Origin of the sequence: Halorussus marinus (assembly GCF_004521895.1) — an archaeon.
Taxonomy (GTDB): Archaea; Halobacteriota; Halobacteria; order Halobacteriales; family Haladaptataceae; genus Halorussus; species Halorussus marinus.
Map to the genome: position 1 here is coordinate 130,143 of NZ_SBIR01000002.1, position 24,187 is coordinate 154,329.

At 69.4% G+C, this 24,187-nt stretch carries 23 protein-coding genes; 12 read left to right on the forward strand and 11 right to left on the reverse strand.

Annotation, left to right across the window (positions count from 1 at the left end):
• Positions 1-58: 58 nt before the first annotated feature.
• The 3 genes from EPL04_RS02915 to EPL04_RS18600 form a co-directional block, all read right to left on the reverse strand.
• On the reverse strand, positions 59-892 hold the full coding sequence (locus EPL04_RS02915) for an endonuclease III domain-containing protein (RefSeq protein ID WP_134669258.1): 834 nt from the start codon (positions 890-892) through the stop codon (positions 59-61).
• A 32-nt stretch (positions 893-924) separates the two neighbouring features.
• Positions 925-1,338, reverse strand: coding sequence for a DUF371 domain-containing protein (locus EPL04_RS02920; protein WP_134669260.1), 414 nt, complete (start codon positions 1,336-1,338; stop codon positions 925-927).
• A gap of 96 nt (positions 1,339-1,434) precedes the next feature.
• Positions 1,435-1,587: a hypothetical protein gene (locus tag EPL04_RS18600; protein ID WP_167599401.1), complete on the reverse strand. Its 153-nt coding sequence runs from the start codon at positions 1,585-1,587 to the stop codon at positions 1,435-1,437.
• Between the two features lie 112 nt (positions 1,588-1,699).
• On the opposite strand from EPL04_RS18600, the gene EPL04_RS02925 reads away from it, so the two are divergent.
• The 4 genes from EPL04_RS02925 to EPL04_RS02940 all read left to right on the forward strand — a co-directional run bounded on the left by EPL04_RS02925 (position 1,700) and on the right by EPL04_RS02940 (position 7,376).
• Positions 1,700-3,565, forward strand: coding sequence for a hydrolase (locus tag EPL04_RS02925; RefSeq protein ID WP_134669262.1), 1,866 nt, complete (start codon positions 1,700-1,702; stop codon positions 3,563-3,565).
• Between the two features lie 252 nt (positions 3,566-3,817).
• The gene (locus EPL04_RS02930; protein WP_134669264.1) at positions 3,818-4,681 is read left to right on the forward strand and encodes a coiled-coil protein; all 864 of its coding nucleotides are present in this window, start codon (positions 3,818-3,820) and stop codon (positions 4,679-4,681) included.
• A gap of 326 nt (positions 4,682-5,007) precedes the next feature.
• Positions 5,008-6,240, forward strand: coding sequence for a digeranylgeranylglycerophospholipid reductase (locus EPL04_RS02935; RefSeq protein ID WP_134669266.1), 1,233 nt, complete (start codon positions 5,008-5,010; stop codon positions 6,238-6,240).
• A gap of 53 nt (positions 6,241-6,293) precedes the next feature.
• A complete protein-coding gene (locus EPL04_RS02940) occupies positions 6,294-7,376 on the forward strand; it encodes a guanosine monophosphate reductase (RefSeq protein WP_134669268.1) in 1,083 nt (360 codons plus the stop codon).
• A gap of 15 nt (positions 7,377-7,391) precedes the next feature.
• On the opposite strand, the gene EPL04_RS02945 is transcribed toward EPL04_RS02940, so the two are convergent.
• Positions 7,392-8,966 (reverse strand): AMP-binding protein, encoded by a 1,575-nt coding sequence (locus EPL04_RS02945; RefSeq protein WP_134669270.1) that lies wholly within the window; start codon positions 8,964-8,966, stop codon positions 7,392-7,394.
• Positions 8,959-9,777 carry an alpha/beta fold hydrolase gene (locus EPL04_RS02950; protein ID WP_134669272.1) on the reverse strand — a complete coding sequence of 273 codons (819 nt, stop codon included), beginning with the start codon at positions 9,775-9,777 and terminating at the stop codon, positions 8,959-8,961. The genes EPL04_RS02945 and EPL04_RS02950 overlap by 8 nt, the downstream gene beginning before the upstream one ends.
• A gap of 88 nt (positions 9,778-9,865) precedes the next feature.
• On the opposite strand from EPL04_RS02950, the gene EPL04_RS02955 reads away from it, so the two are divergent.
• A complete protein-coding gene (locus tag EPL04_RS02955; RefSeq protein ID WP_134669274.1) occupies positions 9,866-10,282 on the forward strand; it encodes a MaoC family dehydratase in 417 nt (138 codons plus the stop codon).
• 18 nt (positions 10,283-10,300) lie between these two features.
• Here the strand turns inward: EPL04_RS02955 and proS are convergent, their stop codons facing one another.
• On the reverse strand, positions 10,301-11,758 hold the full coding sequence (gene proS, locus EPL04_RS02960) for a proline--tRNA ligase (RefSeq protein ID WP_134669276.1): 1,458 nt from the start codon (positions 11,756-11,758) through the stop codon (positions 10,301-10,303).
• A gap of 153 nt (positions 11,759-11,911) precedes the next feature.
• On the opposite strand from proS, the gene EPL04_RS02965 reads away from it, so the two are divergent.
• The 4 genes from EPL04_RS02965 (at position 11,912) to EPL04_RS02980 (ending at position 15,205) form a co-directional block, all read left to right on the forward strand.
• Positions 11,912-14,395, forward strand: coding sequence for a PAS domain S-box protein (locus EPL04_RS02965; RefSeq protein ID WP_134669278.1), 2,484 nt, complete (start codon positions 11,912-11,914; stop codon positions 14,393-14,395).
• Between the two features lie 89 nt (positions 14,396-14,484).
• Positions 14,485-14,790, forward strand: coding sequence for a HalOD1 output domain-containing protein (locus EPL04_RS02970; protein WP_134669280.1), 306 nt, complete (start codon positions 14,485-14,487; stop codon positions 14,788-14,790).
• The gene (locus tag EPL04_RS02975) at positions 14,783-14,992 is read left to right on the forward strand and encodes a DUF7576 family protein (protein WP_134669282.1); all 210 of its coding nucleotides are present in this window, start codon (positions 14,783-14,785) and stop codon (positions 14,990-14,992) included. Before EPL04_RS02970 ends, EPL04_RS02975 begins: the two co-directional genes overlap by 8 nt.
• A 27-nt stretch (positions 14,993-15,019) precedes the next feature.
• Complete coding sequence (locus tag EPL04_RS02980) at positions 15,020-15,205, forward strand: hypothetical protein (protein ID WP_134669283.1); 186 nt, start codon at positions 15,020-15,022, stop codon at positions 15,203-15,205.
• Between the two features lie 90 nt (positions 15,206-15,295).
• On the opposite strand, the gene EPL04_RS02985 is transcribed toward EPL04_RS02980, so the two are convergent.
• Entirely contained in the window at positions 15,296-15,799 is a 504-nt protein-coding gene (locus EPL04_RS02985; RefSeq protein WP_134669285.1) for a hypothetical protein, read from the reverse strand.
• 366 nt (positions 15,800-16,165) lie between these two features.
• On the opposite strand from EPL04_RS02985, the gene EPL04_RS02990 reads away from it, so the two are divergent.
• Entirely contained in the window at positions 16,166-18,100 is a 1,935-nt protein-coding gene (locus tag EPL04_RS02990) for a beta-CASP ribonuclease aCPSF1 (RefSeq protein WP_134669287.1), read from the forward strand.
• A gap of 240 nt (positions 18,101-18,340) precedes the next feature.
• The gene (locus EPL04_RS02995) at positions 18,341-18,709 is read left to right on the forward strand and encodes a DUF7344 domain-containing protein (RefSeq protein WP_134669288.1); all 369 of its coding nucleotides are present in this window, start codon (positions 18,341-18,343) and stop codon (positions 18,707-18,709) included.
• Between the two features lie 19 nt (positions 18,710-18,728).
• Here EPL04_RS02995 and sppA read toward each other — a convergent pair whose 3' ends face one another.
• The 3 genes from sppA to EPL04_RS03010 all read right to left on the reverse strand — a co-directional run bounded on the left by sppA (position 18,729) and on the right by EPL04_RS03010 (position 22,487).
• Positions 18,729-19,748 carry a signal peptide peptidase SppA gene (sppA, locus tag EPL04_RS03000; protein ID WP_134669290.1) on the reverse strand — a complete coding sequence of 340 codons (1,020 nt, stop codon included), beginning with the start codon at positions 19,746-19,748 and terminating at the stop codon, positions 18,729-18,731.
• 118 nt (positions 19,749-19,866) lie between these two features.
• Positions 19,867-20,730, reverse strand: coding sequence for a 2-oxoacid:ferredoxin oxidoreductase subunit beta (locus EPL04_RS03005; RefSeq protein WP_134669292.1), 864 nt, complete (start codon positions 20,728-20,730; stop codon positions 19,867-19,869).
• Positions 20,727-22,487 carry a 2-oxoacid:acceptor oxidoreductase subunit alpha gene (locus tag EPL04_RS03010; protein WP_134669293.1) on the reverse strand — a complete coding sequence of 587 codons (1,761 nt, stop codon included), beginning with the start codon at positions 22,485-22,487 and terminating at the stop codon, positions 20,727-20,729. Before EPL04_RS03010 ends, EPL04_RS03005 begins: the two co-directional genes overlap by 4 nt.
• A gap of 224 nt (positions 22,488-22,711) precedes the next feature.
• On the opposite strand from EPL04_RS03010, the gene EPL04_RS03015 reads away from it, so the two are divergent.
• Positions 22,712-23,374, forward strand: a complete 663-nt coding sequence (locus EPL04_RS03015) for an FAD-dependent oxidoreductase (RefSeq protein ID WP_134669295.1) — start codon at positions 22,712-22,714, stop codon at positions 23,372-23,374.
• Between the two features lie 42 nt (positions 23,375-23,416).
• Here the strand turns inward: EPL04_RS03015 and EPL04_RS03020 are convergent, their stop codons facing one another.
• Complete coding sequence (locus EPL04_RS03020; RefSeq protein ID WP_134669296.1) at positions 23,417-24,172, reverse strand: creatininase family protein; 756 nt, start codon at positions 24,170-24,172, stop codon at positions 23,417-23,419.
• Positions 24,173-24,187 lie beyond the last annotated feature (15 nt).

Sequence of the window (24,187 nt, forward strand, 5' to 3'; positions counted from 1 at the left end):
CACTCCGCCCGGTAGCAGTGCTGTGGCCGCCTGAGCCGGAAGCGGATCTCGAACGCCGCTACTCGTTTGTGACGGCGTCGGCGGGATCGACGACCTCGCCGGTCGCGGGTTCGACGCCCACCCGATTGCAGAGGTCGGACAGCGGACACGCCTCGGGACCGTCGAGACACGCCGGTTTGCGGGCGGTACAGTGCTCGCGGCCGAACTGAATCGTCGCGGTGTGGCCGAAGCCACACTTCTCGGCGGGCACCTCGCGTTCTAGGACCGCCCGGACGGTCTCGTGATCGGCGTCGGGCGCCGCGACCCCGAGCCGCCGGTAGATGCGATGGACGTGGGTGTCGACGGGGAACACGCCCGACTGCCCGCCCGCGAACAGCAACACGCAGTCGGCGGTCTTCGGTCCGACGCCGTTCAGATCGAGGAGCGCCGACCGGACCTCGCCGGGATCGCCCTCCCGGACGAACTCGTCGAAGGCGGCCGCGCTCCCGTGGTCGTCGAGGACGCGGTCGGCGACGGTCGTGATGACGTCGGTCTTCTGGTTGTAGAGGCCCGCCGGTCGGATGGTGTCGGCGAGTTCGTCGGGGTCGGCGCCCGCGAGCGCGACCGCGAGGTCGGTGTCGTCGGACCCGTCCGCGCCCCCGGTGGCGTACCGCTCCATCAGCGCGTCGTGGGCCGGCTGGCTCGCCTTGTCGCTGGTGTTTTGACTCAGGATCGTCCGGACCAGACACTCGAAGGCCGGCCGACCGCCGTAGGTCTTCGTCCAGTACAGCCGGCCGAGTTCGTCGACGACCGCCTCGGCGCGGGTGTCGGGGTCGCCGTCCCGGAAGCTCGCGAACGAGCTCCCCGCGGGGTCGCCGCCGCTGATGTTCTCGGCGGGTTCGGGATCGTCCATACCGGGCGTTCGGGACGCCAGCGGATTAAAACCTACACGACCGAGAGGGTCACCGTCAGGTCCGCCCCCGCCGCGAGCGCCGCCGCGAGGTCGCGGTCGAACGCCTCGGCGGCGAACTCGGCGCCCACCATCACGGTGCGGTCGTCGACGTAATCGCTGGTCCGGCCGACCGCGCTCCGGTCGCTCTCGAAGGTGAGGTCGGGGTCGCCCCGACCGGTCACGGTCTCGCGGTGACCGTCGGCCTCGAACGTCGCGGTGACGGTCGCCTCGGCGTCCCGACACGCCGCGACGAACTCCGGGTCGAAGTCGGCGGGCGCCCGGTCGGCCTCGATGCCGAGGATGCAGTCGCCCGCCGGCGTGAGGAAGTCGTCGGTCGTGACCTCGAAGGTGCTCGCGTGGGCGGCCGAGACGTGCTCGTGGCCCGTCGCGTGGATGACTTCGTCCATCGTGTCCGGGAGGGTTCGCGGCGGGGGTACTTGAGCGCGGCCTTCCGATCACGGTGTGCGGGCGCCGTCGGGCGACTCGGCGGGTCCCCGCGGGACTCAGCGCACCACGGTCACCGTGACCGCGCCGCAAGCACACTCGTAGGCCCGGCGCTCGCCGGCGGCGGTCACCATGCGGACCAGCAGTTGGTCGTCGCCGAGCGCGCGGTCACAGCCCGGAGCGTCGCAAGCGCACCGAAGATCGTCGAGCATGTCGGGGAGTCGTCGCGCCGGCCCCCTTAAATTGAGCCATGGGTGCGGTGAAAGTGAAAGTGAAGCCCCGCGGGACGTAAAACATATCACGCCGGGGTTTAGTTGCCTCAGTATGTCTCTGCCCGACTGGACGGGCGCGGTCGTCGAACCGTCCGCGGGGGACGACCCTCCATCCCCCGACGAGTGGCGCGCCGTCGAGGTCCCCGGCCGCCCCGCCGAGTTCGCCGGCGCCGACGCAGTCGCCTACCGCACCCGGTTTCCCGACCCCCGGGACGGCGACGAGCGCGCGACCCTCGAACTCCGCGGACTGTTCGCCCGCGCCCGGATCTGGCTCAACGGCGACCTCCTCGGCGAGCACGGCGCCTACTTCCGGCCCGCCCGGTACGAACCCGATCTCGACGCCGAGAACGAACTCGTCGTGGAGTGTCGCGCGCCCGACCGGTTCGGCGGCGTCTACGCGACCGATCGGGTCCCCGACGAGCGGGCGGTCCCCGGCATCTGGTGGGGCGCCACGCTCGAAACGCACCCGGAGACGTACCTCGACTCGGTGTCGCTCGCGCCCCGAACGACCGACGACGGGGCGGCCATCGACGCCGAGATCGCGGTCGAGGCGGGCGAGGACCTCGACGACCGGATCTCGCTGTCGGTCCGTCCGCAGGGGTTTCGCGGCGGCGGCGTGATGGAGCGGGCCCGCGTCGAGGCCGACGCCGGCGAGCGGGCCCTCGTGGAGAAGACCCTCGAACTCAGAGACCCCGCGTACTGGTGGCCCGCGGGCCACGGCCCCCAGCACAAGTACGCGGTCAGGGCGAAGCTCGGCGGCTCCGAGCGGGTGGTCGAGACCGGGCTCTCGACGGTCCGGGCGACCGACGGCGGACTGGTCGTAAACGGCCAGCGCGTCCCCGCCCGGGGGTTCTCGTTGCTCCCGACCGGCGACCCGACGTGGGACGTCGAGCGGGCGGCCAACGCCAACGCCAACCTCGTGCGGGCGTACGGTCACGTCCCGCCGCCGGCCTTCTACGAGGCCGCCGCCGACGCCGGAGTGCTGGTGTGGCAGGACCTCCCGCTGGCGGGGCCGGGCGAGTACGACGCCGACCGCGCGACCGACCTCGCCGGCCGGCTCGCGGAAGCGGTCGAGCGCCACCCCAGCGTCGCCGCGTTCGGGGTCCACGCCGACCCGACCGACCACCTCTCGGGGGTCGGCCCCGGCCGGCTCGCACGCTACAAGGTGCGGTGGCGGGCCTGGCGGGCGTCCTACGACCCGACCGTCGACCGCGAGGTCGCCGAGGCGCTTCCCGACGACGCCGCGGTCTACCCCGTCTCGGGCGTGCCCGGAATCGACCCCGACGCCGCCCACCTCTATCCGGGGTGGGAGTACGGCGACGCCGCCGACGCGGCGTGGCTCACCGAGAAGTACGACTGCGACGGCGCGGTCGGGGGCTTCGGTGCGGGCGCGCTCGCGACTCCGGACGGCGCCGACGACCCCGACGGCGTGGCGGACTTCGACGCCGCGGCCCACGACGCCCACGTCTCGGGCGGCGTCGACGAGTCCCAGGCCTATCAGGCCCGCCTGCTCAAGACGGTGACCGAGACGCTCCGGAGGCGGGGGATCGACCTGCTCGCGGCCGACGCGCTCCGGGACGCCGACGCGGGCGCCGGGATGGGCGTCTTGGCGGCCGACGGGACCGAAAAATCGGGGTACGCCGCCGTCGCGGCGTCGCTCGAACCCGTCCAGGTCGTCCTCGACGCCTACCCGCGGGCGGGCCAGAGCCGGGAGCTGACGGTGCTCAACGACACCCCCGAGGCGGTCTCGGGGAGCGTCTCGTGGACCGCCGGCGACCGGAGCGGCGGCGCGGACGTGAGCGTCGAGGCGTACGGCCGGGAGACCGCCGGGCGCCTCCGGGTGCCCGACGGCGCCGAGGCGGTCGAACTCGCGCTCGACCGCGGCGAGGCCGCGGTGACCAACGAGTATCGTTTATAACCCTGCCGGAAGTGTGGGAACGGCTTACACGGCGGGTAGCGGCCGTGTGAACCGGTTCCACCGTTCTAAACAGCACAACATTTAAATATCCATGGCGAATACGTAAGGATACCAGAACGCCACCGGCGTTCGGCGGGCATCGTGCGACAAATGACAAGGGACTATTGTCACCGAACGGTTGCTACCGGTCGCCAGCGCTCGCTGTCGATCGCCGAACCCCGGGGCGGGCATGGAATCGAGGTTTAACTAAGCATGGTAAGTGTAACGGAAGAAGAACTTCAGAACAAGTCGAAGGGCGAACTAATCAAACTCGCGGGTCAGCTTCGAGACCGACGAAACGAGCTGAACCAGAAGGCCAGCAAGCGCGCGTCGAAGCGCGACGACCTGAACGCCAAGACGCGCGAGAAGGTCGACGAGGCCCAGGAGCACCGCGAGAAGCGCGACGAGCTCAACGAGAAGGTCCAAGAGCACAAAGAAAAGCGCAACGAGCTCAACGCGGAGGCCAACGAGCTGTTCGACGAGGTCGAGCAGAAGAAGTCCGACCTCGAACTCGACGAGGGAAAGGACCTCGAAGAGCTCGAGAGTGAGATCGAAGACCTCGAGTTCAAACAGCAGACAGAGGTCCTCTCGACCGACGAAGAGCGCGAACTCATCGAGAAGATCGAGGCCAAGCGCGAGGAGTACCAGCAGCGCAAGGAGAAGCTCGACGGCACCGAGGACCTCGACGAACTCGTCGAGGAAGCCGAGGAGGTCCGCGCCGAGGCGTCGCGTCACCACGAGAAGGTGACGGAGCTCGCGGACAAGGCCCAAGAGCACCACAACCAGATGATCGAGGCCTATCGGGAGGCCGACGACATCCGCGACGAGGCCGACGAGATGCACGAGAGCTTCGTCGAAGCTCAGGAGTCGGCCGACCAGCACCACGAGGACTTCGTGCGCGTCCAAAAGCGCCTGCGCGAACTCGACAAGCAGGAAGAAGAAGAGCGCAAGTCCGAGAAAGAAAAGGAGCGCGAGGAGGCCAAAGAGGAGGCCGAGGAGATCTACCAGCAGTTCAAGGAAGGCGAGACCCTCGACACCGAGGACCTCATGAAGCTCCAGAAGACGGGCCTGCTGTAATCTACGTTCGTCGCTAACTGCGATCTGCTGTTTCTCGACCCGAACCGGCTCGAACAGCGACGTCTCTCGTCGAACGCGTCGGACCGGGCTGTGTCTGGGCGCCGAGAGGTGTGGCGGACGACCTGACCTTTTGCCCGAGTCGAATCAACAGATTACAGCGTTGAGCGCGTTTGCGTCCGTTTTTTAAGGGAGTGGTCTCTACCCTCGGTAGAGATGACTGCGGACGAATATACCGTTCTCACCGGGGGCGACGCGATGAGCCGCGGGCGTCCCCGCGCGGCTTCTGGCGCGGTTGTCGGCGTCTCCACACACGGAGGCGACCGTCCATGACCGACCGCTTCGACGTGATCGTCGCCGGCGCCGGCCCCGCCGGCGGGCAGTGCGCCCGCGATCTGGCGCGGCGCGGCTACGACGTGGTCGTCCTCGAAGCCGAACCCGAGGACGGGTTCCCGCGCCAGAGCAACAAGTCGACCGCGGGAACGTTCCCGTCGATGATGTCGGCGTTCGGGATTCCCGACGACGTGGTGATGCAGTACACCGACGACGTGGTGCTCGAATCGCCGAACGACCACTACGTCCGCCACCAGCCGGGCGCGGTCCTCGAGTTCGCCGACTTCAAGCGCTACCTCGTCCGGGACGGCCGCGAGAAGGGCGCCGAGTACCGCTTCGACGCCCGGGTCTCGAAGCCGGTGATGGAGGGCGGCGACATCGTCGGGGTACGGTACGACGGCGACCGGGAGGTGTACGCCGACGTCGTGATCGACGCGACCGGTCCGGCCGCGCCGCTCGCGAAGGCGCTCGGCGTCAGCGATCTCAAGCGCAAGAATCAGGCGATCGGGATCGAGTACGAGATGGAAGGCGTCGAGATGGACGCCGAGGGGTACGCCGACCTCAGCGACACGATGATGCTCCGGCTCGACCACGACCTCGCGCCGGGCGGTTACTCGTGGATCTTCCACACCGGCGGGGACACCGCGAAGGTCGGGCTCTGTTACATCCAGAATCAGGCCCACCGCGAGAACGCCCGCGAGGGGATGGGGATCGACGACTACCTCCAGTACTGGCTCGACGAGGACCCCCGGTTCGCGGACGCCGAGCGGATCGAGGGCAAACAACACCGCGGCTCGGCCCACATCCAGATGCCGACCGGGCTGAGCACGGACAACTTCATGGCCATCGGCGACACGGTGCCGACGATCGACCCCCTCTGGGGCGAGGGAATCCACACCTGCATGAAGTCCGGGCGGGCCGCCGCGATGACGGCCGACCGGTGTTTCATGACCAACGACCGCGACACGTCGGCCGAACGGCTCTCGATCTACGACGAGCTGTGGCACAACGACGTCGCCCCCCACATGCGACAGCGACTCCTGATGACCCAACTGCTGTACCTCGCGTCGAACGAACGGTACGACACCCTGATGGCCGATCTGCGCCGCGCCGACGAGGAGGTCCTGAGCGCGGCGAACGGCGGCAACTGGCGGAGCCTCGCGAAGCTGTTCCACCTCGACGACCTGCCGCTTTTGACCCGGTTCGCCCGCGAACGGCTGACCGAGTGACTCGGCGCGAAGCGAGAGACTTATGACTCCGGGGTCGCTTCGAATCGAGGGGTATGAACGACATCCGAACCGGACTGAGCTACGGCGACGTGCTGTTGGTTCCCCAGCGCTCGCCGGTGGATAGCCGCGCCGACGTCGACCTCTCGACGTCGCTCACGCCGAATCTCGAACTCGACGCACCGCTGGTGTCGGCCGCGATGGACACCGTGACCGAGGCCGACCTCGCCGTCGCGCTCGACGAGAGCGGCGGGCTCGGCGTCGTCCACCGCTTTTACACGGTCGACGAGCAGGCCGCGGAGGTCGCGGCCGCGAGCGACGCCGGCGCGCGCGTAGCCGCGGCGGTCGGGATCGACGAGGACTACGCCGCCCGGACCGAGGCGGTGCTGGAGGCGGGCGCGGACGCCGTGGTCGTCGACGTGGCCCACGGCCACCTCGAGCGCACGCTGACCGCGGTCGAACGCCTCCGCGAGCAGTTCCCGGACGCCGACCTGATCGCGGGCAACGTCGCGACCGCGGCGGGCGTCGCGGACCTCGCGGCCGCCGGCGCCGACTGCGTGAAGGTCGGCATCGGCCCCGGCTCTCACTGCACCACCCGGAAGGTCGCGGGCGCGGGCGTCCCCCAACTCACCGCGGTCGACGACTGCGCCGAGCGTGCACGCGAACTTGGGGTCACCGTGATCGCGGACGGCGGCATCCGCACCTCCGGCGACGCGGTGAAGGCGCTGATGGCGGGCGCGGACGCCGTGATGATGGGGAGCCTGTTCGCCGGGACCGAGGAGGCGCCCGGCGAGGTGATCGAGCGCGACGGCGTCCGGTACAAGCGCTCGCGCGGGATGGCGACGACCGCGGCCGCCGAGGAGCGCTCGGACAAGGCCGAGAACGTCAGCGCCGACGAGGGCGTCGAGGGGCTGACTCCCTACAAGGGCCCGGTCGGCGACGTCTGCGAGGAGTTCTGCGCGGGGCTCCGATCCGGGCTGTCGTACTCCGGCGGCCACACGATCCCGGCGGCCCGCGAGAACGCGGAGTTCGTCCGGGTCGCGGCCAGCGCGAAGGAGCGAGAGGGCGCCCACGGGGACCGCGAGTGGGAGACGATCGGGGTCGACAGCACCGAGAAGGCCCACGCCGACGACGACTGAGCCCCCGAGGAGGGCTCACCGCTCGCCGAACGCCCGCTCGACGGCTTCGCGGTCGATCTTCGAGGGCCCCGAGGTGGGCATCTCGTCGACGAACGCGAGGTGGCGCGGGCGCTTGAACCGCGCGAGCCGCCCGTCCAGAAACGCGGTGAGTTCGTCGAGGGTCAGCGACTCCTCGCCCTGCACGACCGCCTTGCCGACCTGCCCCCACCGGTCGTCGGGGACGGGGACCACGACGACCTCCTCGACTTTGGGGTGGTCGGCGATGCGGTCTTCGACCGCCGGCGGGTAGACGTTCTCGCCGCCCGAGACGTACATGTTCTTCTTGCGCCCCTCGACGTAGTAGTAGCCCGCCTCGTCCCTGCGGGCGAGGTCGCCGGTCGAGACCCACCGGCCGAACGTCTCGGCGGTCTCGGCCTCATCGCGCCAGTACCGGTCGGCGGCGTGGGGGCTTGCCAGTTCCAGTTCGCCGATCTCGCCCGGCCCGAGCGGGTCGCCGTCCTCGGAGACGATCCGGGCGTCGACGTGCATCGCGGGCACGCCCACGCTGTCGGCCGCCTCCTTGGGCCACCCCTCGGGCATCGTGAAGTTGTTCGGGCCACACTCGGTCAGGCCGTACCCCTGCGAGAGGTCGACGCCCCGGGACCACCACGCCTCCATCACCGACTCCCGGCACGGCCCGCCGCCCGACTTGGCGAACCGGAGCGTCGAGAGATCGGTGTCGGCCCACCGGTCGTGGCCGGCCATCGTCCGGAGCACCGCCGGCACCGCGACCAGCACGGTCGCGCGCTCGGACTCGATGCGGTCTAGCACCGTCGCGGGCTCGAACTCCCGGGCGATCACCACCGTCCCGCCGAGGTGAAACAGGGGGACCGTGATGACGTTCCACCCGCCGGTGTGGAACATCGGGAACACCATCGGGGTCGCGTCGTCGGGCCGGAGCCCCCACGAGGTGATGGTGTTGAACGAGTTCCACAGGATCGACTCGTGGGTCAGGACGGTCTCTTTTGGCACCCCGGTCGACCCGCCGGTGTGGAGAAAGAGGTGCGGGTCGTCCATCGACGCGGCGCCGGCCTCGACGGGCGAGTCGTCGGCCGGGAGGCGTTGGGGCCACGACTCCCAGCGCGGATCGCCGGTCCCGTTCGCGCGCGCGTCGTCGCCGTCGGCCGAAAGCGTCAGGACCCGAGGGTCGAAGTCGGCGTCCTCGTGGTCGAGGACGTCGGCGGCGAGGTCGACGAACGGCGCCTCGACCACGAGCAACGCGGGGTCGACGTCGCCGAGCATTTCGACCAGTTCGGCGGCCGCGAGCCGGTGAGACAGCGGCGCGAGCACCCCGCCGGTCTTGGCGGTCGCGAAGAACAGATCGACCAGCTCCGGGCGGTTTCGCGAGATGACCGCGACCCGCTCGCCGTCCGCGACCCCCTGCTCGTCCAGCAGACGGGCGGTCCGGTTCGCCCGCCGGTCGAGCGCCGCGTAGGTGTAGCGCTCGTCGGTCGTCGCGTCGACCAGCCCCACCGCGTCGGGCGAGAGCTCGGCGCGCTTGCGGCTCCACGCGCCCACCCAGTCGTACGGGCGCTCGCCGCCGCTAAACATCGGCGAGAAACGCCGCCAGCCGGTCGTTCACCTCGTCGGCGCGCTCGATGAAGAAGAGGTGCGAGCCGTCCTCGAACAGCGCGAGCCGACTGTCGGGGAGGACCCGATGGAGCAGGTCGGCGTTCTCGATCGGGATGACGCGGTCGGCGGTGCCGTGGGCGACGAGCGCGGGGAGTTCGACCTCGCCGAGTCGGTCGCTCGCGTCGAACGCGGCGACCGCGGCGCCCTGCGCCTCGCGGGCGTGGTCGGGCGCGTCGCTCTCGAGTCGCCAGTCGACGATGTCCGAGATCAGGTCGTCGTTGTCGACCCGGAACTCGTCGGTCATCGCGGGCGCCATCTTGTACCGGATCGCCTCGCGGTCGTCGGCGTCGTCGGGGACCTCGAACATCCGGCGCTGGGTTTCGGGCGGCGTCGGGACCGCCTCGTCGCCGCCGGGCGAGGTGCAAAACAGCGCGAGGCTCTCGGCGCGGTCGTAGTCGAGGGCGTATCGCTGAGCGATCATCCCGCCCATGCTCGCGCCGACGACGTGGGCGCGCTCGACGCCGGCGTCCGCGAGGACGGCGTCGAGGTCGCCGGCCATCTGTTCGATCGTGTAGGGGCCCGACGGCGCGTCCGAGTCGCCGCTCCCGCGGTTGTCGGGCAGGACGACCCGGTACCCCTCCGCGAGGAGTCGCTCGCGCTGCCAGCGCCACATCCACCGGCCGTAGCCAAGCCCCTCCACGAGGACGACCGTCTCTCGGTCGGCGCGTCCGTCCTCGGGCGCGTCGAGTTCATAGTGGAGCGAGACGCCGGCGTTGTCCGCGTAAGGCATGGAGGTATCCACGCACGACCGCGCCTTCAAAACCCTGTTTCACATGTTAACCCGCGGATTGATTCGACGCCCGGGGCCACGTACGGGCATGCCAGTCGCATCCGTCGGCGACGCCGCCGAGGCGAGCCTCGCGGTCGGCGAACAGACCATCGACGACTACGCCGCGCTCGTCGGCGACGACAATCCGATCCACCTCGACGGCGACTACGCCGCCGACACCATGTTCGGCGGCCGGGTCGCCCACGGGATGCTGTCGGCCGGCGTCGTCAGCGCCGCCCTCGCGGACCTGCCGGGCGACATCGTCTACGTAAAACAGGAACTCGACTTCGAGCGCCCGGTCCGGCCGGGGCAGACCGTCACCGCGACCGCGACCGTCGTCGAGGCGATGGGCGGGGACCGCGTTCGGGTCGAGACCGCCGCCGACGTGGGCGCCGACGGGGACGAAGACCGCCAACGGGTGCTGTCGGGCGAGGCGGTGGTGCTGTCTGTCCCCCACGCTGAATAAAAAGCCGAAAACGGACGCTCAGTAGGACTTCGCGAAGTAGGCGGTCTCGTCGGCGTCGTCGCCACAGACGCCACATTCCTCGCCGATCGGCTCCTCGTCGCGGTCCATCGGGACCATCACGATCTCGGCGGCGATTTCCTCTTTGATGACCTGCTCGCAGGCCTCGTCGCCACACCACGGCGTCTTGACGTAGCCGCCGTACCGGCCGATGGTGCCGAGGATCTCGCTGGTCTCGTAAGCCTCCCGGACGTTCGCTTCGAGGTTCTGCTCGGCGGCGTCGTAGAGTTTGTCGTAGACCGCATCGAAGTGGTCCTCGACCGCGTCGGCGATGTCCTCGCGGTCCTCGACCGCGTCCTCGCCGTCGGAGCGGTGGACGACGGTGATCTCGTCGTCCTCGACCTCGTTGGGGCCGATCTCGAACCGGACGGGGACGCCTTTCAGCTCCCACTCGTTGAACTTGAACCCGGGGTTGCGCTCGTCGCGGTCGTCGAGTTCGACCCGGACGTCCGCGGCGTCGAGGTCGTCGGCCACCGCCTCGGCGTAGTCGAGGACCTCCTCGCGGTTGTCCTCGTTCCAGATCGGGACGATCACGACCTGCTCGGGCGCGATCGTCGGCGGCAGGACCAGCCCCTGATCGTCGGAGTGGGTCATGATGAGCGCGCCCAAGGCCCGCCACGACAGCCCCCACGAGGTGGTGTGGGCGACCTTCTCTTCCTCGTCGGCGTCGGTGAAGGTGAGGTCGTAGGCCTCGGCGAACCCCTGACCGAGGTAGTGAGAGGTTCCCCCCTGGACGGACTTGCCGTCGGGCATCAGCGCCTCGACCGTGGTCGTGGTGTGGGCGCCCGGGAACTTGTCGTGGGGCGGCTTGCGCCCGCGCAACACCGGGATCGCGAGCACGTCCTCGTAGAGGCGCTCGTACTGATCGAGTCGGAGCATCGTCTCGTCCCACGCCTCGTCTTCGGTCTCGTGGGCGGTGTGGCCCTCCTGCCAGAGGAACTCCTTGGTCCGGAAGAACGGCTTGGTCTCGGTCGCCTCCCACCGGATGACGCTACACCACTGGTTCAGTCGGAGCGGGAGATCGCGATGGCTCCGGACCCACTGGCTCATGAACGGCGTGATGATCGACTCGCTTGTGGGCCGGAACGCGAGCCGTTCTTCGAGTTCGTCGTGGCCGCCGTGGGTCACCCACGCGACCTCGGGGTCGAACCCCTCGACGATGTCGCTCTCGCGTTCGAGGTAGCTCTCGGGGATGAGCGCCGGGAAGTAGGCGTTCTGCGAGCCGGTCTGTTTGAACCACGAGTCGAGGTGGTCCTGCAGGCCCTCCCAGAGGGCGTACCCGCGGGGTCGGGTGACGATGAACCCGCCCATCGGGGCGTAGTCGGCGAGCTTGGCCTTGGTGACGACCTCGGCGTACCAGTCGCCGGGGCTGTGTTCTTTGGACTCGGTGATGCCGAGTTCCTGTTCGTCGTCGCTCATAGGTGTAGACCACCAGTGTAGTGGTCTTAAATCCGGTGAAGCGACCGCGTCGGGGGCGGTCTCGCCGCCCGACGGCTCCCCGGGTCGCCCGATCCCGAGCGAACCCAATCGCTTTTCCGTCCCGCGGCCGATTCGGAACGAACAGACACCACCATGAACCGCCAATCGCGCTCGGCCGCGCCGCCGGCGAGCGCTCAGCTACGGGCGGTCGCGGACGCGACCTCGGACGGCATCCTGACCGTCGACACCGACGGGGTGGTCCGCTTTGCCAACCCCGCGATCGAAGACATTCTGGGGTACGCGCCCGACGAACTGGTCGGCTCGCGGCTGACTCGGATCATGGACGACGACCTCGCCGAGCGACACCGCGCCGGCTTCGAGCGCTATCTGGAGACCGGCGAGCGGCGCCTCGACTGGACGGACGTCGAGCTCGCCGGGCGCCACGAGGACGGCACCGAGGTTCCCCTGAGCGTCTCGTTGAGCGAGTTCACCGCCGACGGCGAGCGGTTCTTCACGGGGATCGTTCGGGACATCACGAGTCGCAACGCCCGCGAACAGGCGCTCGAACGCTATCGCTCGGCGGTCGAGACGGTCGCGGACGGCGTGTACGCCCTCGACGAGAACGCGCGGTTTCTCACGGTCAACGCGGCGTTCGCCGAGCTGACCGGCTACGATCGCGACGAGCTAATCGGTGCGCACGCGAGCGTAGTGACCGGGCCCCGATCGGTCGCGGAGTTCGACGAGGCGCAGGCGCAACTCGAACGGGGCGAGGCCGACGTCGACACGATCGAGACGACGATAGAGACCGCCGACGGCGAGCAGTTCCCGGGCGAGATCCGGATGTCGCTGTTCCCGCTCGGCGACGGGGAGTACGGCCGGGCGGGCGTGCTCCGGGACGTCTCGGACCGCAAGCGCCGCGAGCGCCAGCTGTCGGGGCTGCACACGTTCGCCCAGTCGCTCACGGCCGCCGAGACCGCCGAGGGCGTCTACCACCTCGCGATGGCGACCGCGAGCGACCTCCTGCCGAACCTGCTCGCGACCGCCTACCGGTACGACGAGGACGCGGGGCGACTCGACCCCGCCTCCCACACGCCCGCGGTGCCGAACGTCGGCGCGCCGAACGGCGAACTGCTCGGCGCCGACCGGTCGCTGGCGTGGACCGCGTTCCAGCGACAGGAGCGGTACGTCTGTCCCGACACCCGGACCGACGACGCGGTCGACGACTCGGCGACGCCGCTCCGGAGCGTCGCGGCGGTTCCGTTCGGATCGTACGGCGTGCTGGTCAGCGGCGCGACCGCGACCGCGGCCTTCGACCGGGAGGCGGTCAAGATCCTCGACCTGCTGGCCGCCGACGTCGAGACCGCCCTCGAACGCGTCGAGCGCGAGCAGACGCTCCGCGAGCGCGCCGACCAGTTAGAAGAGCGGGCCGCGGCTATGGAGCGGGCCAACCGGATCAACGACCTGATCCGCGAGTCGACGACCGCGCTCGTCCGGGCGGAGTCGCGCGAGGAGATCGAACAGGCGGTCTGTACGAAGCTGGCGAACACCGACGTGTACCGGTTCGCGTGGATCGGCTCGCCGACCGCGACCGGGCAGGTGCTCACCCCCCGCGCCTCGGCGGGCGTCGAGCGGGGGTATCTGGACGCGATCGCCGCCACCGACGGCGAGGACGCCAGCGGGACCGAGCCCGGCCGGCGCGCGGTCGCGACCCGCGACGTGCAGGTCCGCAACGGCCTGTCGGCGAACCCGCCGTTCGAGCCGTGGCGCGAGGAGGCGCTCCAGCGGGAGTACCGCTCGTGCATCGCGGTGCCGCTTCGGTACGAGGACATGCTCTACGGCGTGTTGCACCTGTACGCCGGCGAGTCCGACGCCTTCGACGACCTCGCGGTCGACGTGCTGACCGAGCTCGGGGAGGTGGTGGCGTACGCGATCAACGCGGCCGAGCGGAAGAACGCGGTGGTGAGCGACTCGACCGTCGAACTCAGCTTCGAACTCGACGACCACGAGCTACTGCCCGCCAGGCTGGCGGCCGAGACCGACAGCCGCTTCGAGTTCGAGTCGCTGGTCGAACAGGCCGACGGATCGCTCCGCGTGTTCTTCTCGATCGAGGGCGCGGACCCGGCGGTGGTTCGGGACTACCACGACCGCGGGCTGGAGGTCGAGAGCGTCGATCACGTCGCGGACCGCGAGGACGGTCACCTCTTCGAGGCGACGCTGGGCGCCGAGAGCTTCCTCGCGTCGCTGCTCGATTACGGCGTGCGGCCCACGGAGCTGATAGCCACCCCGTCGGGGACGGAGCTGACCGTCGAGCTCCCACAGAGCGGCGACGTTCAGGCGTTCCTCCGGATGCTTCTCGACACCTACGAGGGCGTCTCGCTCCGGACGCGCCGCGAACTCGATCGGCCGGTCCGGTCGGACGCGGAGTTTCGGGCCCACTACCGCGAGCGGCTGACCGACCGCGAGGCCGAGGTGCTCCAGACCGCCTACTACGCCGGCTTCTTCGAGTCGCCGCGCCGGAGCTCCGGCAGCGAGGTCGCCGAGATGCTCGGGGTCTCCCAGCCGACGGTGAACCGCCACCTGCGCCGGGGCGAGCGCAAGCTCCTCGCGATGGTGTTCGACGAGCGGGCCGACGAGTGAAGCTGTATTCACGCCGCCACCCCTGCGGGCGTATACACTGACGCCCCAGAAATAGGGAGGTAGCGCCCCTCGTATCGGATAGAATCACCATGAACGAGCCCATCCACGACACCGCCGCCGACTCGGTCCCCGTCCGAATCGTGAACGCCGTCGCCGACGCGACCGGCCGCGACCCGAACGCACTGCCGCCGCTCTACGACACGGTCGACCCCGACGCGCTGGCGGCGATCGTGGCACGCGCTCCGAACCACGCACGCGGCGGCGACGAGATCGAGGTCTCGTTCGCGTTCGCCGACTGCGACGTAACCGTCTCCCCGACCCGCGGCGTCGAGGTCGCGGTCGCGGTCGGCGGCGACGCGCGGCGTCCGGACGCCCCGGCGCCGGTCGATGAGTGACGAGTCGATCGCGGAGGCCTGTCGCCGCGAGGCGCCGGCCCCCGACGCCGATCGCGCCCACGTCTGTGCTGTCTGTGACGAGCCGATCGACGACGCCGAGCGCCATCCGGTCGCGACGCGGATCGGCGAGTCGGGAGCGGTAGTCCTCTACCTCTTCTGCTCGCCCGCCTGCCGGACCCGCTGGGACGAATCGAGCGACTGACCGTCGAGCGCGCCCTACCGATACTCGATGAACGACACCACCCAGAAGTACACGACGCCGAACCGCTGGGGTCGCTACAACGACCGCCACGAGACGAACTACACCGCCTACACCGACTACGATCCGGACGCGGGCCCGGTCTACGTGATCGAGGCCGAGGACGGGGCCGACGCGTGGCTACAGTCGACGCGGCCCGTCGACGTCGAGCCGTGAGCGACGTGTCAGGAGACGAGCGGTAGCGACGCCGCGCCGGACGGGACGATAGCGACACCCCACCGGACGTCCTGCGTCGACGCCGCGCGACTACTCGCCGTCGGGACGGTCCGCGACGGCGAACGGGCTCTCGGCGGCGGTCCAGTTCCATCCCGGGAGCCGCGTCTGGAACCCCGCCGCGAGGGCGGCGTCGAGGTCGTCGAGGCCGGCGGCTTCCGCGTCAGGGTCGCGGTGGACGAGCACGTCGGCGACGTGGAACGTCGCCTCGCCGAGCAGGCCGAGCGGCTGGGCCCCGGCGATCGTTCCGGCGAGCCGCCGGCCGAGAAACTCGTCGACCACGAACCCCGGGTAGTCGCCCTCGACGTCGAGGGCCCGGAGGATCGCGACCAGAGCCGCGACGTTGACCGCGAGGTCGCCGTCGGCGAAGACGGCGTCGACCTCTCGGCGGTAGGTCCCGGCGGTCACCTCGCCGACGTCGGCGTCGAAGCGGTCGGCGAGGTCGGCCCGCACCTCGTTCACCAGCGGGACCACGACGGCGGCCCGCTCGCGCACCCAGCGGTACTCGTCGGCGACGGTCTCCGGAGTGAGTCGCATACCGGGCGGACGCGCTCGCGGGCCTTGGGCGTGTGCGTTTTGAGAAGGCTTTTATAACATCGGCGACTAATACCGACTAAGCGGGTTTTCCTGCGTCCCCGAATGAGCGTCCGGTCCGCGGCAGTCCCGCCGGGGACGCGAACGCTCGCGCACTCGCGCGAGCTTCACCCCGCGGAGAAGCGAGATCTATGCTTCGCTGTACTCTACGTCGTAGTCGTCACGGTTTTGCGACCGTATCGACACGGGCATTACAACCGATAGCCCGCTCGGGACCGACACCGGTCGGTCGCCGGGACCGTAGACGCCGGACTCGGCCGCGCGCCGAGCGCCGACACCGCACCACCGACGAAGCCGACTTTTGCCACTATGAGTAACGTAGACCAGCAACTCGAAGAACTGCGAGAAGAGATAAAGAGCGAGCTACCGAGCGACATCTCGGTCTCGGACGTGAAGTACGAGGGGCCAGAGCTGGTCGTCTACACCCGCGATCCCAAGAAGTTCGCGCGGAACGGCGACCTCATCCGACAGCTCGCGAGCCAGCTCCGCAAGCGAATCACCGTCCGGCCGGACCCGGACGTGCTCTCGCGGCCCGACCGAGCCCGCGACGACGTGCTCGACGTCATCCCCGACGAGGCCGGCGTGACCGACCTCGACTTCCACGTCGACACGGGCGAGGTCGTCATCGAGGCCGAAAAGCCCGGGATGGTCATCGGCAAGCACGGCTCGACGCTCCGGGAGATCACCCAGGAGGTCGGGTGGACGCCCGAGGTCGTCCGGACGCCGCCGATCGAGTCCTCGACGGTCTCGAACGTCCGGAACTTCCTGAAACAGGAGCGCGACGAGCGGCGCGACATCCTGGAGAAGGTGGGCCGACAGATCCACCGCGAGGAGATGTCCGACGACGAGTACGTCCGCGTGACCACCCTCGGGTGCTGTCGGGAAGTCGGACGCGCCTCGTTCATCCTCTCGACGCCCGAGACCCGCATCCTCGTCGACTGCGGCGACAAGCCCGGCGCCGAGGGCGAGGTGCCCTACCTTCAGGTCGAGGAGGCGCTCGGGGCGGGCGCAAACACCATCGACGCCGTCGTGCTCACCCACGCCCACCTCGACCACTCGGCGCTCATCCCCCTCCTGTTCAAGTACGGGTACGACGGCCCGATCTACACCACCGAGCCCACCCGGGACCTGATGGGACTGCTCCAGTTGGACTACCTCGACGTCGCGGCCAAGGAGGGCCGCGCGCCGCCCTACGAGTCCGAGATGGTCCGGGAGGCGATCAAACACACCATCCCGCTGGAGTACGGCGACGTGACCGACATCGCGCCCGACGTGAAGCTCACCCTCCACAACGCCGGTCACATCCTCGGGAGCGCGGTGTGTCACTTCCACATCGGCGACGGCCTCTACAACGTCGCGTTCTCGGGTGACATCCACTACGACGACACCCGGCTGTTCAACGGCGCGGTCAACGACTTCCCGCGGGTCGAGGCGCTCATCTTCGAGTCGACCTACGGCGGCCGCAACGACTACCAGACCGACCAGGAGGACTCCGAGCGCCGGCTCAAGGAAGTCATCAACGAGACCTACGAGCGCGGCGGGAAGGTCGTCATCCCGGCGTTCGCTGTCGGGCGGTCCCAGGAGATGATGCTCGTGCTCGAAGAGGCGATGCGGACCGGCGACATCCCCGAGATGCCGGTCCACCTCGACGGCATGATCTGGGAGGCGACCGCGATCCACACCACCTATCCCGAGTACCTCCGGGACGACCTGCGAGACCGGATCTTCCACGAGGACGAGAACCCGTTCCTCGCCGACCAGTTCAACCACATCGACGGCGGCGAGGAGGAGCGCCGCGAGGTCGCCGACGGCGATCAGTGCATCGTCCTCTCGACGTCCGGGATGGTCACCGGCGGCCCGATCATGTCGTGGCTCGACCACCTCGGCGGCGACCCCGACAACCGCATGGTGTTCGTCGGCTACCAGGCTCAGGGGACGCTGGGCCGGCGGATCCAGAACGGGTGGGACGAGATTCCGATGAACCGGAGCGGCGGTCGCGGTCGGGGCGGCCGGAACGGGTCCCTGAAACTCGAACTCGACGTCGAGACCGTCGACGGCTTCTCGGGCCACGCCGACCGACAGGGCCTGATGAACTTCGTGAAGACGATGAGCCCCCGCCCGGAGAAAGTGCTGTGTGTCCACGGCGACGAGTCGTCGACCCAGGACCTCTCGTCGGCGCTGTACCACGAGTTCAACATGCGGACGTTCGCGCCCAAGAACTTAGAGACGTTCCGGTTCAAGTAGCGCGATCGGTGGTTCGACGACCGCTTTTTCGCGTACTCGACGGCGTGACCGCCGGGACGGCCGCGGTCCGGACGGTCACGGGTGTCGGTGACGATCGGTAGCAGTTCAGAGTCCAGTACGCCGATCTCGTAGCCAATGGACTTATACTGTCGTCTGAAGTACACTGAAAAGAACGTCAGACGTTTCCATCTGCATTATTAACTTGGAAATAATTCCTGCGGCCGAAACGGGGGACCGCCAGTGAACGGACCGTCGCTCGACGACCTGCTGAGACTGCTCGCGAACCGCCGGTGTCGGTACGTGCTCTACTGTCTCGACGAGGCCGACCGGACCGTCCTCGGCCTCGACGAGCTGGCCGATCGGGTCGTCTGCCGGGAGTGCGAGTGGGACGACGCGGCCGGAACCGACACGTCCGCTCACCGCCGGACCGTCACCATCGAACTCCACCACAACCACCTCCCCAGACTCGCGGCCGCCGGCGCGATCGACTACGACGCCCGGACCCGGACGGTCCGGAACCGGCGCCACGCCTCGCTGGCCGAGTGGATCGACGGGGACGCAAACGAGCTCCCGCACCTCCGGTCGCTGCTCGCGCCCTCGCGAGCCTGACCGCCAGCCGCCGGGGCAGTCACCGGAGTTCGAACTCGAAGCCGTCCACCCGAGAGCCGTCCTCGCCCGCGAGCGCGTTCGCGACGCCCGCCCCGAGCGCGTACGCCACCGCCTGCGAGCCGCCCCGGAGCCGCTCCATCACGTTCTTCTCGGGCTCGAACGCCCGGACCTCGATCTCGTCTTCGTCGAGCCGATCCGCGAGTCGGTCTTTCACCTCGCGTTTCGTGCCGAGTTCGTCGACCAGCCCGATGCTCAGCGCGTCCTCGCCCAGATACACCCGGGCCTCGGTGTCACGGACCTGCTCGTCGCTGAGCTGGCGGCCGTCGGTCACCCGATCGACGAACTCCTCGTAGTAGCCGTCGATGAGCCCCTGGAGGTACTCGCGCTCGTCGTCGGTCATCTCCTTGAGCGACGTGCCGGCGTCCTTGTACTCGCCGGCGGCGAGCCGCTCGTACTCCAGCCCGAGCTTGTCGGCCATCCCGGCGGCGTTGATCCGCGAGCCGATGACGCCGATGCTCCCGACGACGCTTCCCTCCCGGGCGTAGATCTCGTCGCATCCGCTGGCGATCCAGTAGCCGCCGCTGGCGCAGGTGTCGGTGGCGTAGGCGACCGTCGGCCCGTCGAAGCGCTCGGCCGCGATCCGGATGTCGTCGCTCGGGACGACCTCGCCGCCGGGGGTGTTGAGTTTCAGGACGAGCGCGCGGGCCGCCTCGTCGTCGTCGGCGGCCTCGATCTGGTCGACGATGTCGTCGGCGGGCGTCCCGCCGGGCGTCGTCGGGAGCCGGCCGCCCCCGCCGTCGCGGGTGATCGGCCCCTCGACGGCCACCTCCGCCACGTCGTAGTCGGCGAACGCGCTGGCGGCCAAGCCGCTCGCGGCCCGCGCGCCGAGGACGCCCGCGAGGACCGCGAACACGACCCCGAGGAGCCTCGCGAGGTTCCCGTCGGGGACGAACACGAACAGGACCCACCCGATCCCCACCGCGACCGCCAGCCCGGCAAGAACCACGAGCGTCTGCAGGATTCGCGCGCTATCGGCCACGACCGCTCACCTCGGTGCGCTGCATACCGGCGAGTGAGGCCGCACGGCGGTTAAGCCTTGGCTCTCCGGGGGCGAAGATCGAAAAACGCGACGCCGGGCGAGAACGAGACGGGAACGCTCAGTAGAACTCGCGGACGAGGTCGGTCGCGCCGTCGGGCGCGCCGTCGGGGATCTCGGACATGTTGCTGTCGAGGCCGTGGAGTTCCGAGTAGGGGACGCTCTGTTCGTTCTGGTAGAGGATGCCCTGATACTCCTTGTCGGCGTCGAGGATCTTGTCCTTGGCCGCGTCGCGGTCGGTCGGGTCGTGGTCGGTCTCGTCGAGGTCCACGATGGAGTCTCTGAAGTAGTCGTAGGTGTCGACGTCGTTGAACGTCACGCACGGGCTGAAGACGTTCACGAAGCCGAACCCGTCGTGCTCGATGGCCTGCTTGACGATCTCGGTGTGTCGCTGGGCGTCGGTCGAGAACGACTGGGCGATGAAGCTCCCGCCCGCCGACAGCGCCAGCGCGAGGGGGTTGACCGGCGGCTGTTTGGGGCCCTCGGGGGTCGTCGAGGTCTCGAAGTCCTCGCGGGAGGTCGGCGACGCCTGACCCTTGGTCAGGCCGTAGATGCGGTTGTCCATCACCACGTAGGTCATGTCGACGTTCCGGCGGACCGCGTGGATGAAGTGGCCCGCGCCGATGGAGTAGCCGTCGCCGTCGCCGCCCGCGACCATCACTTCGAGGTCGGGGTTGGCGAGTTTGACGCCCGTCCCCACCGGAAGCGCCCGCCCGTGGACACCGTGGAGCGCGTAGCTGTGCATGAAGGTGCCGATCTTGCCGGAACAGCCGATGCCCGCCACGACGAACGTGTCGTCGGGGCTGTTGCCGGTCTCGGCCAGCGCCTTCATCATGCCGTTCATCGTGCCGAAGTCCCCGCACCCGGGGCACCACGTCGGCTGCTTGTCGGATTTGAAGTCGGTGAAGCGTACGTCTGAGCTCATGCTGTAACCTCCTCCGCGCTGAGTTTCGCTCTGATCTCGTCTGCGAGTTCGTCGGCCTTGAACCTGACGCCGTTGTACTTGTTGATCCGCTTGAGCCGGGTCAGCGCGTCGTGTTCGAGCACGTCGGCGAACTGGCCGGTCTCGTTACACTCGACGACGATGACCTCGTCGGCGGCCTCGATGTCCTCGGTCAGGTCGGGCCGCGGGAAGATGTACGGCACGGAGATGAACCGCACGTCGATGTCTTCTTCGTCGAGGAATTCGAGGGCCTCGCGCAACGCGCCCTCGTTCGACCCCCACGAGATGACGAGGTTGTCGGCGTCGGGGTCGCCGAACTCCCGGACGTCCCAGTCCTCGCGCTCGCGGGCGGTCTCGACCTTCCGGTTGCGCTTGTCGACCTGTTCGACCCGGACATCGGTGTCCTCGGTCCGGCGGCCAAGCGAGTTGTGTTCGAGACCCGTCGACATGTGGGCGGCGCCGTCGGTGCCGGGGAACGCCCGCGGGCTGATGCCGTCGGCGGTCGAGAAGTGGGGCTGGAACCGGTCTTGCTCGTCGGTCCAGGCCTCGATCTCGTCCTCGTCGACGACCTTTCCGCGGTCGATCTCGACGGCGTCCATGTCGAACTCGTCGGGCTCGAACGTCTGCTCGGTGACCGCCATCGAGAGGTCGGCGATCAGGAAGACGGGCGTCTGATACTTCTCGGCGAGGTTGAACGCCTCGACCGTCTTGTGGAAACACTCCGCGATGTTGGTCGGCGCGACCACGAACCGCGGGATCTCGCCGTGGCCCCCGTAGAGGGCCATGTTGAGGTCGCCCTGCTCTTGCTTTGTCGGCATCCCGGTCGAGGGACCCGACCGCATCACGTCACAGATGACAAGCGGCGTCTCGCTCTGGGCGACGAGTCCGAACGTCTCGGTCATCAGGTCGATGCCCGGACCGGACGTGGCGGTCATCGAGCGCGCGCCCGCTCGGGCCGCGCCGAGCGCCATGTTGATCGCCGACAGTTCGTCCTCGGCCTGGACGACCTCGCCGCCGAACTGGTTGATGCGGCCGGTCAGATACTCCATCACGTCGGTCGCGGGCGTGATCGGGTAGCCGGCGTAGAACCGACAGCCCGCCGCGATCGCGCCCATGCCGATGGCCTCGTCGCCGTTCAGCAGGACGTAGTCGTTGTCGGTGGTGTCGAGGTCGTAGTCGAACTCGTGGTCGTACTCGTCGGCCACGAACTCCTGACCCTTCCGGGCGGCCTCCTTGTTGTTGTCCACGATGGACTCGCCCTTGCTCCCGAACTTCTTCTCGAGGGCGGAGTCGAGGTTCTCGATCGGGAAGTTCGTCACCTCGCAGGCCGCCCCGAGCGCGACGATGTTCTGCATGATCGCGCCGCCGGCCTCCTCGGCGAGGCGCTGGAGCGGCACGTCGAGTCCGATCATGCCCTCGGGCACCTCGACGTCCTGCATCTCGGTGCGCTCGCCGTCGTAGATGATGACGCTTCCCTCGTGGAGTTCGTCGAGGTTCTCGTCGATGGTGCGCTCGGTCAGCGCGACGAGAATGTCGAGGCGGTCCACGACGCTCTCGACGCGGTCGGTCGAACTCCGGATTTTGTACGCGGTGTACCCCCCACGGATGCGGGACGCGAAGTCTTTCGATGTGAAGACGTGTCGGCCCGCTCGCGAGAGCGCTTGCGCGAAGATTTTCCCCGTCGAGTCGATGCCATCGCCAGCCTCGCCGCCGATGGCCCAGTTCAGGTCGTCTGGCATTCCTAGCTAGGCCGTAACCCACCCCAAATCAAAAGCCTTCTGAAGCGCCCGTCGTCGTTCTACCGGGCTGTCGGTCGTGCGAGGCGTCGAGATTCCGGCGACGCGTTCCGGTTTCTCCCGGAGCTGTCGACTCGCTCTCACGTTTCGCCGATCGCGCCGCCGCGCCGCCCGGCCCCGAATCCGCGGGTCGCAGGGCCTTTAGTCGTCCCCGCGCAACCACGACCATGGACGGCACAGCAGTCGCGGTTCGGTCGGTCGAGTCGGTCGGCTCGGACACGGTCGCGCTGACGATCGAAACCCCCGACGGCTTCGCGGCTCACCCGGGCCAGTTCGTGCAGGTCGGCGCGACCGTCGACGGCGAGCAGGTCGCGCGCCACTACACGCTCTCCTCGCCCGGGAGCGCCGCGGGCGAAGCGGGCGCCGACGACACCTTCGAGGTGACCGTCGAGGTCGACCCCGAGGGGACACTCGGGCCCCACCTCGCGGGCCTCGACGCCGGCGCGACGATCGAGATCGCCGGCCCGTTCGGCGACGCCTACTACGAGGGCGAACAGCGCGTCGTGGTCCTCGCCGGCGGGCCCGGCATCGGCCCGGCGGTCGGGATCGGCGAGCGCGCGACCGCCGAGGGCGGCGAGGTGGTCGTGGTCTACCAGGACGACGACCCGGTCCACGAGGCGCGACTCGCCGGCCTCTCGGCGGCCGGCGCGACGGTCGCGATCACCGACGACGTCTCGGGCGAGGAGGTCGTCGGCCTGCTCGCAAACAGCGTCGGACAGGTGTTCGTCTACGGGTTCGCGGACTTCCTCGACGAGGCGACCGCCGCGCTCGACGCCGCGGGCCGCTCGACCGAGGACGCCAAGACCGAGAACTTCGGACCCGCGCCCTGAGCCCGGGCGGCGGGCGTGGGGACGCCACGGGCCGTCTCTCGATCAGTCCAGATCGCGCGCGGCCTCGATCTGCTCGGCGTAGGCGCTCGCCATCCGCTCGACGATCGCCTCGCCCGCCTCGGCGGTCCCCTCGTGGGGGTCGCCGAGGACGCCGTTCTCGGTGACCGCCTCGAACCCCTCGTTGATCATCCGGGCCGCCGAGATCTCGCCCTCCGCGCCGGGTTCGAGGGCGTCGGTTCGCACCAGTCCCTCCTCGACCGCCAGCACGACCGCGGTCTCGGCCGCGCCGGCGTGGATCGACGGCTCCTCGTAGTCGACGCCCGCCTCGGCCATCCCCTCGTTCATCAGCGCCATGTTCTCCTCGAGGTCCGCGAGCGTCACGATCGTCGCGTCGAGTTCGCGGGCGAGTTCTGGCGCGACGGTGTTGACCGGGCCGAAGTTCCCGCCGTGGGTCGGCACGAGCGCGATGCACTCGAAGCCGTGCTCGTCGAGCGACCGGCAGTACGACTCGATCAGGTCCATCAGCGTCTCGGGCGGGATCGTGATCGTGCCGGGAAACGACATGTGGTGGCCCGAACAGCCGGGCTGGATCGGGGGCGCGGCGAGCGCGTCGCCGAGCTTCGCGGCGATGCGCTCGGTGACGGCCTCGCCCGCGATGGTGTCCATCCGGAGGGGCAGGTGCGGGCCGTGTTGCTCGATGGAGCCGACCGCCACGACAGCGGTCCGGGTCCCGTCTTCGAGCGCCGCCTCGACTTCCGTCCAGGTCATGTCGTCCAACCGCAGTGTTTCGTCGGTCATCTACCCTCTCGGTCC

Bases quoted from the DNA above. Each gene is read 5' to 3' on its own strand.
- EPL04_RS02915 (WP_134669258.1), bottom strand. From the start codon at position 892: ATGGACGATCCCGAACCCGCCGAGAACATCAGCGGCGGCGACCCCGCG.
- EPL04_RS02920 (WP_134669260.1), bottom strand. From the start codon at position 1,338: ATGGACGAAGTCATCCACGCGACGGGCCACGAGCACGTCTCGGCCGCC.
- EPL04_RS18600 (WP_167599401.1), bottom strand. From the start codon at position 1,587: ATGCTCGACGATCTTCGGTGCGCTTGCGACGCTCCGGGCTGTGACCGC.
- EPL04_RS02925 (WP_134669262.1), top strand. From the start codon at position 1,700: ATGTCTCTGCCCGACTGGACGGGCGCGGTCGTCGAACCGTCCGCGGGG.
- EPL04_RS02930 (WP_134669264.1), top strand. From the start codon at position 3,818: ATGGTAAGTGTAACGGAAGAAGAACTTCAGAACAAGTCGAAGGGCGAA.
- EPL04_RS02935 (WP_134669266.1), top strand. From the start codon at position 5,008: ATGACCGACCGCTTCGACGTGATCGTCGCCGGCGCCGGCCCCGCCGGC.
- EPL04_RS02940 (WP_134669268.1), top strand. From the start codon at position 6,294: ATGAACGACATCCGAACCGGACTGAGCTACGGCGACGTGCTGTTGGTT.
- EPL04_RS02945 (WP_134669270.1), bottom strand. From the start codon at position 8,966: ATGTTTAGCGGCGGCGAGCGCCCGTACGACTGGGTGGGCGCGTGGAGC.
- EPL04_RS02950 (WP_134669272.1), bottom strand. From the start codon at position 9,777: ATGCCTTACGCGGACAACGCCGGCGTCTCGCTCCACTATGAACTCGAC.
- EPL04_RS02955 (WP_134669274.1), top strand. From the start codon at position 9,866: ATGCCAGTCGCATCCGTCGGCGACGCCGCCGAGGCGAGCCTCGCGGTC.
- proS (WP_134669276.1), bottom strand. From the start codon at position 11,758: ATGAGCGACGACGAACAGGAACTCGGCATCACCGAGTCCAAAGAACAC.
- EPL04_RS02965 (WP_134669278.1), top strand. From the start codon at position 11,912: ATGAACCGCCAATCGCGCTCGGCCGCGCCGCCGGCGAGCGCTCAGCTA.
- EPL04_RS02970 (WP_134669280.1), top strand. From the start codon at position 14,485: ATGAACGAGCCCATCCACGACACCGCCGCCGACTCGGTCCCCGTCCGA.
- EPL04_RS02975 (WP_134669282.1), top strand. From the start codon at position 14,783: ATGAGTGACGAGTCGATCGCGGAGGCCTGTCGCCGCGAGGCGCCGGCC.
- EPL04_RS02980 (WP_134669283.1), top strand. From the start codon at position 15,020: ATGAACGACACCACCCAGAAGTACACGACGCCGAACCGCTGGGGTCGC.
- EPL04_RS02985 (WP_134669285.1), bottom strand. From the start codon at position 15,799: ATGCGACTCACTCCGGAGACCGTCGCCGACGAGTACCGCTGGGTGCGC.
- EPL04_RS02990 (WP_134669287.1), top strand. From the start codon at position 16,166: ATGAGTAACGTAGACCAGCAACTCGAAGAACTGCGAGAAGAGATAAAG.
- EPL04_RS03005 (WP_134669292.1), bottom strand. From the start codon at position 20,730: ATGAGCTCAGACGTACGCTTCACCGACTTCAAATCCGACAAGCAGCCG.
- EPL04_RS03010 (WP_134669293.1), bottom strand. From the start codon at position 22,487: ATGCCAGACGACCTGAACTGGGCCATCGGCGGCGAGGCTGGCGATGGC.
- EPL04_RS03015 (WP_134669295.1), top strand. From the start codon at position 22,712: ATGGACGGCACAGCAGTCGCGGTTCGGTCGGTCGAGTCGGTCGGCTCG.
- EPL04_RS03020 (WP_134669296.1), bottom strand. From the start codon at position 24,172: ATGACCGACGAAACACTGCGGTTGGACGACATGACCTGGACGGAAGTC.